Origin of the sequence: Lutispora thermophila DSM 19022, from assembly GCF_900142105.1 — a bacterium.
GTDB lineage: Bacteria > Bacillota > Clostridia > Lutisporales > Lutisporaceae > Lutispora > Lutispora thermophila.
Genome location: NZ_FQZS01000004.1, coordinates 52,176 through 63,946, shown reverse-complemented (window position 1 = coordinate 63,946; position 11,771 = coordinate 52,176). Strand labels below are relative to the sequence as shown.

Sequence of the window (11,771 nt, the reverse complement as noted above, 5' to 3'; positions counted from 1 at the left end):
CTACTGATATTTCAGCCTGCAGCTTAAGGGTGTATTTCGCAGATTTTGCCTTCCGGCTCGCACCAACCGCCGGATCTCTTTGAGGCATCTTTCTGTTACTTCTCCCTGTCATCGCCTTTATATGAATTTTATTATATATTTGATATAATTTCCTGTCAATAGGGAAAAGTTGCTTCGTAAATTTTTATGAGAGAAACCCATAATTTTTTAAGTATTAAAATCTTTTCTTTGGTACAAAATGTCCTCCTATTGAAGATCTAACATCAGTAAATGTTATAAATGCATTGGGATTTATTTTGCTTACCACTTTATTTAATTTTGCTATTTGCTTTCTCTCCAACGCTATGTTCAATAAGTAGCTTTTACCTTCCAGACCCATTCCTTCAAATATTGTGACACCAAACCCTTCATCTCTGAGAACTTTTACAACATCCTGATAATTGTCTTTTACTATTATTTCCGCTGAAACCCTTCCCAAGGACAGCCTTTCTTCTATCTTTCCGCCGATGATGTTTCCTGATGCATAACCTAAGCAATAGGCAATTATAAGTATAGGTTTGTTAAGATTGCCGACCACATTTCCAAGAACAATGAGATAAATCATAACTTCAAAAAAACCTAAAAATGCTGCTATCCTCCTGTTTCCTTTTACTAGCAAAATTGTTCTCAATGTACCTATTGACACATCGGTTATCCTGGCAAAAAAAATAAACAGAGCTTGTACAAATACCGGCATTTACTTCTCCCACTTTCGCAAAAAAATTGACATAAAAATTTTCTATCATTGATATTATTTTCCCTTTCTATTTTATACAAAATTTTCATTAAAGGAAACAAGAATTTTAATCCATGCAAGCCTTAATTTGAGGCTTGTTTACTTTTTATATTTTTCTTTTATATATGCAAAATAAATATGAAAACTGCATTTAATTCTGCATGTTTTCGACAGCAAATCCAAAGGAGGTTGTTTATGAGTAGGAGTAGATATAAAAGATTATTTGCCTTTATGTTGTGCATATTGGTCATTTCCTTGTCTCTTCTAGGATGTGCCAATAATCAATATACAAGGAGAATTTCGACACCAAATCAAGAAAATAACAACCTGATCAACAATAGACAAAACAGCAACAGAAATATGACCAACAACAACTTGAATGAAGACGGGTTGGGGCTAAATAATATTACAGGACCAAATAACAGAAGAAGCAATATATGGGGCAATGTAGATTATAACAACAGAATATCAGCAAGCTCAGAAAAAGCTGATGTATCTTATGGAAAAGTCAAGGTGCCAAATATCGTTATAAGATCTGGTCCTGGCAGCAATTTTTCTAAAGTTGGTACAGTAACATCAAATCAGAAACTAAATGTTTATGGAAAGGCTGGCAACTGGTATATTGTTCAGGTTCCCGGAACTAAGAATATAGGATGTGTAGAAAGCAAATATGTTGAACCTTATCCTTCAGGAACCGAGAAAAAGCAAATACCAAATGTAACACCACCTGTAGTAAATAACAACACCGGCAATACTGGAACCGAAGCTGGTGGCGGTACAACTACCGGCACAGGCACAACAACCGGAGGTGGAAAAAACACCGGTGCTGGCACAACTGCTGAGGATGCATCAGGAACAGGCGTTATGACAGCCGAGGAGAAAAAGATACTTGAATTGTGCAATGCAGAGAGAGCAAAAGTTGGAGCTCCTGCCCTTAAAGCCAACAACGACTTGACAAAACTGGCTCGTATGAAATCAAAGGATATGGTGGATAAAGGATATTTCTCTCATCAATCGCCGACTTACGGATCACCCTTTGACATGATGAAAAATTATGGAATATCTTATATGTATGCCGGTGAAAATCTGGCTCAAAACACCACTGCGGAAAAAGCATTTCAAGCATGGATGAATTCTGAAGGTCATAGAAAAAACATCCTGAATCCCAATTTCACTGAATTGGGTGTAGGTATAGCTTCCGCAGACGGCAGCAAGATGTACACTCAGATGTTTATAGGCAAGTAGCTTTAAAAAAGTAACCGCAGGATTGAACCTGCGGTAGCTTTACATAGATGCATTTTTCTGAGATGCAGTACTTCTCTGAAGTTCATTTTCCGATGCTGCTATTACTACTGCACAGGCAGTATCACCTGTAACATTTAAAGCTGTTCTTGCCATATCCAAAACTCTGTCTATACCAGCTATGAGTGCCAAACCTTCAAGCGGCAATCCAACTGCCTGAAGCACCATTGTGAGCATTATCAATCCTGCTCCCGGAACACCTGCAGTTCCTATGGAAGCTAAAGTAGCTGTAAGAACTATTGTAATCTGCTGAGAAACTGTTAAATCAAGACCGTAAACTTGTGCTATGAAGAATGCGCAAACACCTTGATATAATGCGGTACCGTCCATGTTTATAGTTGCTCCCAAAGGAAGAACAAAGCTGCTGATATGATTTGGTACTCCCATGGATTCTGCACATTTCATGTTTATCGGTAAAGTAGCACTGCTGCTGGCTGTTGTAAAAGCAAACATTGAAGCAGGAGATACCTTCTTGAAAAATTCTACGGGACTGAATTTTCCAAATGCCTTTATTGTGCTTGAATATACTAACACAGCATGAAGTACACAACCTAAATATACGACCCCTATAACCTTTAGAAGAGGTAAAAGGACACTGGGACCATTCGTCGCAACTACAGGAACTATAAGAGCAAATACACCATAAGGTGCGTAATTCATTATAGCTGCTGTCATCTTATACATGGCCTCAGCTAGAGAATCAATGCCTTTCTTTAAAGGTTCTCCTTTTTCACCTATGGCCATTATGCTTGCACCCAACATTATTGCAAAAACAATAATCTGAAGCATGTTACCATCTACGAGGGCTTTAAAAGGATTCGTTGGTATGATATTCAACAATGTATCCACAAATTTGGGTATTTCTTGCGCTTGAGCCGTTGCATCAACAGGTATGGAATAATTGGCTCCTACATTTAATACATTAGCTAATATAAGTCCTATGATTACTGCAAAAGCAGTAGTTAAAAGATAATAAGCCAAGGTTTTTCCACCTATTTTACCGATTTTTTTAACATCTCCCAAACCTGTTGTTCCTACAACCAATGAAGCAAACACCAATGGTACAACAATAAGCTTAATGAGGTTCAAGAATAGTGTACCGAAAGGCTTAATATAATTATTAGCGGCATCCTGTGCGCCTTGCATTAGTAAGCCTACTACAATACCTACAATCAATGCTATTAGTATCTTTGTAGATAAGTTAAGCTTTTTCATCAAAACACCTCCATTAACATTTTTATAATAGTATATAAATCTTTAGTTAATATTATGATATACAGAACTAGGTTTGTCCATATGAAATCATTTATATAATTGTTAACATTCTGACAATCTTTACTCTGTATTCTCATCTCCCATACTAAGAACATCCATAAATATATTATTGTATTATGTAATACTATATAAAATGAACTCATCTATGTTAAAATACTTAATGATACTATATTCATAATCATTGCTAATCAATTGGAGGAGATATAATGCGATTAAGGAAGAAGCCTAAAGCTCTAAGTACATTAAAAGAAAACCCGCATTTGATAATATTTAAACCGGAAGAAAATAAAGGAAAGTGGAAGAGTTATTTTAATAACGGTAATCCTTTATATGTAGAACTAGGCACAGGAAAAGGTAAATTCATTGTAGAAAATTCCTATAGAAATCCCGACATTAACTATATCGGTATTGATTCAAAGTATGAGGTAGTTTATATGGCTTTGAAAAAGGCCCTTGAAAAAGAAGTGAAAAATCTGGCATTGCTTCCTTTTAACATCGAAAATATCAACGATATATTCGATAAGGATGAAGTGGATCGGCTTTTTATAAATTTTTGCGACCCTTGGCCTAAGGCTAAGCACGCAAAAAGGCGCCTTACCAATAGAAGATTTTTAGAAAAATATAAGCTATTTTTAAAAGACGGAGCCCAGATAATTTTCAAAACCGACAACAGACCTCTCTTTGATTTCAGCATAGAGGAGTTTAAAGAAGCGAATTTCGATATAATTGATATTACTTACGATCTGGCTGCAGAAAATGATCCGGAAAACATACCCACTGAATATGAAACAAAGTTCATGGAACAGGGGGTTAAGATAAATAGACTAAAGGCGATATATAAAGTTGAGTGATGAGCTATGAACTATGCATAATGAACAATAAGTTAAGGAATTTCTTTTGGATCGTCCCTGGGATTATGATATTCCTTTTACGCCTTGCCGGGTGATACGAACTGCAAGAGCTTATGGGGATTAAGAGAGGCATCGCCTCTCTTTTTTCTATCGTATTACCAGCTAGGCGGTGTCATAGCCCATATTGAAATACACTCGTTATCATCGTTGCTCTCATAGACATGGGGTATTGAGCTGTCAAAATATATACTGTCTCCTTCATTTAGCACATATCTCTTCCCTCCAATTATTACAGCCATGCTTCCTTTAATAACATATCCACATTCTTCACCTACGTGTGAAAATGCTTCTTCAGATTTATGAGTACAGTTATTCAGCCTTATCAATATGAATTCCATTTTTTTGTTATGGGTCGGAGTTAAAAATTCGTATATTCTGGAATCATCATTAGTGGCAAAAACTCGTCTTTCATCTTTCCTAATTATTGTTGGCATATCTTTTTCCTCATCAAAAAAATACCCCATAGTTACTTCAAGCGCATTGACTATTTTCAGCATAGCAACAATTGTGGGCACTACTTTATTTCTTTCAATCTGACTTATTAGACCGGTACTCAATCCTGTCATGGCAGAAAGATCAGCTATGCTCAAGTTTTTTGACTTTCTCAGTTTTCGAATTTTCGATCCTACATCTATCATAATTTCCTCCAAAGACCAATATATGATATTATATTATACCATTCTCAACTTGATTAATATATAAGGCCAAATTTTTAATATATTAAATTTATTTTTAATATATTGACGATTCACTAATTTTGTATTATTTTGATAATATAAATAAAACAAGTAAGGAGGTTAATTATGAACAGCTTTATTAAACCGGACCAAACATGGGTCTTATGGGCAATTTTAACAGGATTAGCTGCTGTCAGTATTTATTTGGAAGGAAAGTATAAATGGGCAGAAAAAGTAACAAGTTCTATCATTGCTCTAGGAGGAGCATTAATTCTATCCAACCTCCATATTATTCCTACAGAATCTCCAGTATATGATACTGTATGGAGTTATATCATTCCTTTAGCCATTCCCATGCTTCTATTCAACTGCAATATGAAAAAGATTTGGAAGGAAAGCGGAAGATTATTGGGAATTTTCCTCATAGGAGCAATTGGCACCGTATTAGGCGCATTTATAGGTTATTTTGCTTTGCACAAATATGTGCCCGGATTAAAGTATGTAGCAGCAATAATGACTGGATCCTATATAGGCGGCGGAGTCAATTTTGTAGCATTATCAGATGCTTTCAATGTGCCAAGTGAACTGGTAGCATCTGCTACAGTAGCTGATAACCTATTAATGGCATTATACTTCTTCGTACTATTAGCTATGCCATCAATCCCATTTTTCAGAAAGCATTTTTCACATCCCCTGGTTGATGAAATCGAAACTTCAGGATTTGTTGCTCTAACATCCCAATCCGAAAGCTCAAAAACATCAAAAATAGCAAGTATTACATTGAAGGATATTGCCTTCGTTGTGGCCACTTCATTTATAATTGTAGCCGTCTCCACAGAACTGGCAGGTCTATTTTCAAAAATTATCCCAACAAGCAATCCATTTTTGCAAATACTAAACTCACTATTGGGGAACATGTATCTGGTATTGACTACATTAACGATGCTACTGGCAACCTTTAAATCTGATTTTTTCTCCTCTTTAAAAGGTGCTCAAGAAATAGGAATGTTTTTCATGGCTATTTTTATGGCAGTAATAGGTGTGCCTGCATCTATATCCCAAATAATATTTAATGCCCCCTTACTTCTGGTGTTCTGCGGTATTATGGTAGCGGTAAACATGTTTATAACACTTCTCGGGGCCAAGATTTTTAAATTTAATTTGGAAGAAGCCATTATCGCATCCAATGCCAATATAGGCGGTCCTGCCACTGCTTCAGCAATGGCAAGTGCCAAAGGCTGGACTCCTCTGGTTGGACCATCAGTTTTGGTCGCAGTATTCGGATATATTATAGGCAACTATTTAGGTATTATAGTGGGAAATATACTTATTTAAAGCCTTGAGTTTACAAATGAAGCTTTAGGAGGAAAACTTATAATGATATTCAATGCACATTCGGATTTATTATCTGATATAACCAATAGAAGACTTGAAGGTGAAAAGGACGTTTTCAGAAAATATTATTATGATAGCTTTTTAAAATCAAATATCATTGGGCAAATATGGGTGATTTGGACCGATCCCGAACATCTTAACAATCGGCAAGAGAGGACTGAACAGATCATTAATGCCATGTCTGAGGAGTTTGAGGAAGCCTCGGATCTGCTTAATATAGTCAGGGAGTATAAAGATTTCGAACATGGTCTTAAAAATAATAAGATAAACATTCTAGTGGGAATGGAAGGATTAGCTCATATCGGTGATAACATAGACTTAATTGAATCATTTTACAAAAGTATAGGATTGAGGCATGCTTCTCTGACATGGAACGAACGTAACATGCTAGCCTCTGGGGTTGATGACGATATATACGGTGTCACTGAATTGGGCAAAAAAGCTATTGAGAAGATTGAAGAGTTAGGAATTATCTTAGATGTTTCACATTTAAATGAAAAATCTTTTTGGGATGTAGTGGAAATCGCGTCAGGTCCTATTATAGCTTCTCATTCAAATGCCAAAAAGCTCGCAAATGTAAAAAGAAATCTTGATGATAATCAGCTATTGGCTATTGCCAAAAGTGGAGGAATAGTTGGAGTTAATGCATGCAGTTCATTTGTCAACGATGATAAGGATAAACAGGAGATAGATGATTTTATAGACCAAATCGATTATATGAAGAGCATAATAGGAATAGAACATATTGGATTTGGCTTTGATTTCTGTGATTTTCTCCCTGTTTCATATGTAGGTCCACCAGACCCTAGGACCAATTCAATTACTGTGAAAGGCTTATCTTCTGAAGCCGATATTCCCAATCTCATTAATCGTATGAAGGAGAGGGGATATACCAAAAAGGAAATTGAGTTAATATCCTATAAAAACTATGTGAATTTGCTAAAAAGAATCCTAAAATAAAACATATTAAATTTATTAAAACAAATAGGAGAGGAAAAACCTCTCCTATTGTTGTGCTTCCGGATTAATGCTGAAAGTAAAGTTAAATTCTGGGTTTATAGCATTTCCTGCTTTATCTTTCAAGAACAAGCGCACATTATGTTGTCCTTTTATCATCTTATAGTCTACCTTATGAATTATCTCTCCTGTGTCAGGATTGTAAACGGCTTTAAGCTGCACATTATCCATCATGAATCTTATTGAATTCGGGTCTATGCCTGTACCCTTATCCTTAACCTTTATGATTATCTCTGAAGGCTGCTCGGTCAATTGCTCATTGCTAGAAGGTTTAACTGATACAACTTCAGGATTGTAGTAATCCGGTCCTTCTTTATATAGGGCTGTCAAGTTGTCAAAGTATACTATACCTTTTGCTTTATTTGCTTCTACAGGTTCTGCAATGTATATCTGTTCAAAGGTTATAGGGAATTTTTCATCTTTAGGAATTTCTGCATATACATACTTCCATCCCTTCCAATTGAAGCCTCCCTGTTTTGTAAAGTCAACAATTTTCTTCTCTCCTGCACTGTTTGTATAAACACCTCTTAACCAGTGTCCTCCACCATCACCATATGCCCATAATCCTATTTCCAAAGGTTTTCCTGGAACTTTTATGGCTTTTTTCAAGTTGATATAGGCTGCCGATGTTCCTTCTTCTCCTGTTACCATATCATACTCCAATTTCAATGATCCTTTTCCTATTTTAACAGGTTCCTCACCGGATGAAATTCTCCCTGTTGCTACTGTTCTTATGCTGCTTATTTCAATACCATCCATTTTTTCAAAGCCAGCCAGAACTATCGGCATATCCCCAATCCTTGCCTGAGTACTTGCCAATATGGTATCAGCTTTGGCAACAATGCTTCCTTCTGCGTCACTTTCGCCGGCGGTAAAGACTCCATTCTTATCAATAGTTCCTATATTACCAGTAACATGCCAACTTACAGCAGATGGGCTTATGACTATTTCCTGCCCCTTCTCATCATATGCTTTTAGCTGCAACTGAACTTTTTCGCCATGTTCAAGCCTTGCAAGATTATTTGTTATCTTAAGTGAAGCAACTTTATCATGCACTTGTACTTCTATTCTGCTCTTGGTACCACCTAAAGACCCTTCGATATATCCCTTTCCGGCTTTAGAAGCAGCGGTAAATACTCCTTCTTTATCTATTTTGCCAATGCCGGAACTCAATTTATAACTAATGACACTTGGTGATACATCCACCCTGTTGAAATACTTATCCAGTCCATAGGCTGATGGTATATAGGTGCTGTTCTTATAAATATTAAGTGTACTCTGGTTAAATCTTACATCTAGCGGTTCGGACAACGGCGCATAGGATACAATCTGTATTGAATTGGATATGTTTCTTTCTCTTCCGTCAGAAGGTGAGTTCACAAGGATAGGGCCGTAATTTCCTTGAGTCCTCACGATCATGGAGGTTGATCCCCCTCCGTCAAGATTGAGGGCATTTTCTATTCCCTGATTAAGCAAGAAGTTGGCAAACTCACTGAGAGTCATGCCATCACTATAGCCATTTTGTCTTCCGTCTACGGTAACCATAACTACAGAACCGTCCTTAATGCCTATAGCCGTCCTCGGATGTCTGCTTTTCCCATCGGCAATCTTTGCTATTTCATCCGCTGCTACCTGCTTGTCCTTTATAAGCCTTGTATTACCTGATATTGCATACTTCAAATTTTCTATGCTAAAACTTACATTAAAGCTAATTTCATCGCCTTCCTTCAATCCATTAAGGAGTTCAGCGGCTTCTCCACTACCTGACAGCACTACTCCATCCTCAGGTATTTCCGTGTTTTTCACTTCCTTGGCTATGGCATGCACATGACCTGTATATGTCTGGTTAGCCTTTATGGGAAGTTCAATCCCTTTGACTATAACTTCCGTGCCGATTCCTTTTGTGTTTGTAAGGCCTGCAAACGCCGGAGTATAAAGTATAAGCTGGTTATCCCATCTAACCCTGTTTACTCCAGCTATTGGATAAGTTATATCATTTATATAAACAAATGCATTCATCTGCAAAATATCTATAAAACAACTACCTATATCATTTACTCCAAAAACTTTGCTTTCAGGCAAGGCGGTCCTCACTTCCCCATCTATAATGCTGGTACCTGATGGGAGCCCTCTTAGTTCATTTGTATAGAAAAAGTCGCCGTTTATAGCGCCTATTACCCTGCTGCTATCACTATACTTTTTTTGCGCCTGTTTGGATACGGATTGAGTGCCTACAACCTTTCCACTATCTGAGGTTTCAATTTTTATGTATTCGTCTCCCAATATAGTTTCTACCATGTTTATGGTGAATATATTCTTCTGGGTTTTCAATGTTGCATTTTTGTAATAGGTATTAGGCCCCACCTGCTGGCCGGTCTCCTTATATTCACCTCCAATATCAGCGTAAAGTATGGATGAAAATAGGAGCGTAAAGGCTAAAAGCAAACTAAGTACCCGTTTTGCCGCAAATCCTTTCTTCATATAAATTACCTCCTGTGCATCAATGATTCTACTCTATTGTACCATTAATATTGGACGAGTTATATTTCTAATTTGTTACAAAAATAAACAACCCTGTTGGGTTGTTTACAGAATTTCTAATTATCATTTAGATTTATATCTGCAAGGAGTACTCCTTTAACATTTCCTCCTTCATAGATGGGTATAGACACGGTTATATTGTAATGGTTGGTAAGTATGGATATATACTCTTTGCTTACATAGGTTTCTCCTTTAACTGCCCTTTGGAAAAATTCCCTAGCACTGCAACTTCTCTGATCTACAGGAACTTCAGGGCTTGAGTATAACAGTCTTCCATTTTCATCAACCAAGGCAATTAACTCCACATAGCTTAGATTCTTTTGCTTCTCCTTAAACAACTGACTGCCTTCAGTTTCTTCCATATGTAAAAGTCCTTCGACTTTTGATATATCCGTAAGCATTCCTTTAACCGCTTCCACTCGGGATTTTATCTCATCTGTTATATTAAAGCCTTTCATGAAATTGCCGATTATTTCTTTGCTGTTTTCAATGGCATCGCTTAAACTTAATATGGAGTCATACATGGTCTCAATTATGGATAGCTGTTCCTCAGTGGATGCATTTATTTCTTCAACCACTGCTGCATTTTGCTGCGTTGTATCACTGATATTCTCTATAGCCTGGGCAATCTCATCCAGCTTGGCTTTTTGCTCTTTAGTCAGATCCACTATTGCCTGAGCTGCGTCCATGTTCTTTACAACAGCTTCATTTATATCTTCCGATTTCTTGAATGCTTTCTCAGCATAGGCCACATTGTTTTCCACAACTTGTGTCTCCGTCTTAAGGTTAGATGATAATTCGTCTATGTCTTTTATTATGCCTTCAATAAGTTCCTTTATCTTCTTAGCAGAGTTAGAAGAGTCATCTGCCAGCTTGCTTACCTCCCCTGCTACCACTGCAAAGCCTCTTCCTGTTTCCCCTGCTCTTGCAGCCTCAATAGAGGCATTCAGCGCCAGAAGATGTGTCTGAGAAGCTATGGATTCCACTGCTTCAGTTATTGCACTTATCTCCTTTATTGAGTTGTTAAGCTTCAACATGTCCTGAAGCACCTTATCATTATGCTGCTTTACCTCTTCCATCTTGAGGAATGCTTCCTTAAAGGTTTCAAAGCTCTCATCTACAACTGATTTTGAATTTTTTGCTGCATTCAGGCATTCCCATGCATTTTGGTAGATATTTTCTACTCCATTAGTAAATATATCTATACTTTCTTTTACGCTCATGGTTGAATCGGCTTGGCTGTTTACTGCCTCTGAAATATTCTGCACAGTGGAAGCTATCTCACTGGCAGTAATCTTCAGACTTTCTGCTTGCATCTTCATTGTCTGAGATTCCTTTGAAGTTCTGTCTGACAAATTAACATATTGTCCTGTAAGACTTCTCACTTTATCCAGATACTCATTGAACTTTTCTGCGATTCTATTGATTGCTTTTACCTTGGTCTTTCTTATATTAATATTCAACTGTCCATTTACTATACTAGTAAGGTTTTCATGTATCTTCTTTGTACCTATGCTGATGGCATAAACAAATCCTATTTTCATGGCAACAAGCGCAGCAATTAATATTGATAGTATTATTAAATTATTCCTCGCAATAATAGCACATAGACCTATAGCTATGCTCACCAAAATATAGGCTTTCCAAAGAATCGTCATATGCATACCTCCCACTTATTACTGCATATTCTATATTATACCTCTTATAAAGTCAATAATAAACATTATAATTTATTAATCGACATTATTTCCTGGGAAATATAGAGAAAAGTCAAAAAATGAGAAAGGCTTCCTTTGCAACCATTTGACAGTCAAGGAAGCCCTTCTTGAAATGCTTTTAAGGGAAAGTATATATTTGGAAACTTATGCTTTCTTAAAC

The 11,771-nt window shown here is 36.8% G+C and carries 9 protein-coding genes and 1 other annotated feature (1 of these 10 only partly in view); of the genes, 4 read left to right on the top strand and 5 right to left on the bottom strand.

Going from position 1 to position 11,771, the window contains the following annotated elements; translation table 11 throughout:
* Positions 1-121 (bottom strand) — a binding site (T-box leader) (it extends 110 nt beyond the left edge of the window).
* A 93-nt stretch (positions 122-214) separates the two neighbouring features.
* Positions 215-736 (bottom strand): DUF2179 domain-containing protein, encoded by a 522-nt coding sequence (locus BUB48_RS02410; RefSeq protein WP_073024167.1) that lies wholly within the window; start codon positions 734-736, stop codon positions 215-217.
* 234 nt (positions 737-970) lie between these two features.
* Here BUB48_RS02410 and BUB48_RS02405 point away from each other — a divergent pair, with 234 nt between their 5' ends.
* A complete protein-coding gene (locus BUB48_RS02405) occupies positions 971-2,020 on the top strand; it encodes a CAP domain-containing protein (RefSeq protein ID WP_073024165.1) in 1,050 nt (349 codons plus the stop codon).
* Positions 2,021-2,059: 39 nt separating this feature from the next.
* Here the strand turns inward: BUB48_RS02405 and BUB48_RS02400 are convergent, their stop codons facing one another.
* Positions 2,060-3,292: a dicarboxylate/amino acid:cation symporter gene (locus BUB48_RS02400; RefSeq protein ID WP_073024151.1), complete on the bottom strand. Its 1,233-nt coding sequence runs from the start codon at positions 3,290-3,292 to the stop codon at positions 2,060-2,062.
* Between the two features lie 266 nt (positions 3,293-3,558).
* On the opposite strand from BUB48_RS02400, the gene trmB reads away from it, so the two are divergent.
* A complete protein-coding gene (trmB, locus tag BUB48_RS02395; RefSeq protein ID WP_073024149.1) occupies positions 3,559-4,203 on the top strand; it encodes a tRNA (guanosine(46)-N7)-methyltransferase TrmB in 645 nt (214 codons plus the stop codon).
* 155 nt (positions 4,204-4,358) lie between these two features.
* Here the strand turns inward: trmB and BUB48_RS02390 are convergent, their stop codons facing one another.
* Positions 4,359-4,901, bottom strand: coding sequence for a helix-turn-helix domain-containing protein (locus tag BUB48_RS02390; RefSeq protein WP_242944148.1), 543 nt, complete (start codon positions 4,899-4,901; stop codon positions 4,359-4,361).
* A gap of 165 nt (positions 4,902-5,066) precedes the next feature.
* On the opposite strand from BUB48_RS02390, the gene BUB48_RS02385 reads away from it, so the two are divergent.
* Both BUB48_RS02385 and BUB48_RS02380 read left to right on the top strand, forming a co-directional pair.
* A complete protein-coding gene (locus BUB48_RS02385; protein ID WP_073024147.1) occupies positions 5,067-6,275 on the top strand; it encodes a DUF819 family protein in 1,209 nt (402 codons plus the stop codon).
* Between the two features lie 42 nt (positions 6,276-6,317).
* Positions 6,318-7,295: a dipeptidase gene (locus BUB48_RS02380; RefSeq protein WP_073024145.1), complete on the top strand. Its 978-nt coding sequence runs from the start codon at positions 6,318-6,320 to the stop codon at positions 7,293-7,295.
* A gap of 45 nt (positions 7,296-7,340) precedes the next feature.
* On the opposite strand, the gene BUB48_RS02375 is transcribed toward BUB48_RS02380, so the two are convergent.
* Complete coding sequence (locus BUB48_RS02375) at positions 7,341-9,833, bottom strand: phosphodiester glycosidase family protein (protein WP_073024143.1); 2,493 nt, start codon at positions 9,831-9,833, stop codon at positions 7,341-7,343.
* Between the two features lie 116 nt (positions 9,834-9,949).
* Positions 9,950-11,551 carry a methyl-accepting chemotaxis protein gene (locus BUB48_RS02370; protein ID WP_207648307.1) on the bottom strand — a complete coding sequence of 534 codons (1,602 nt, stop codon included), beginning with the start codon at positions 11,549-11,551 and terminating at the stop codon, positions 9,950-9,952.
* Positions 11,552-11,771: the final 220 nt, after the last annotated feature.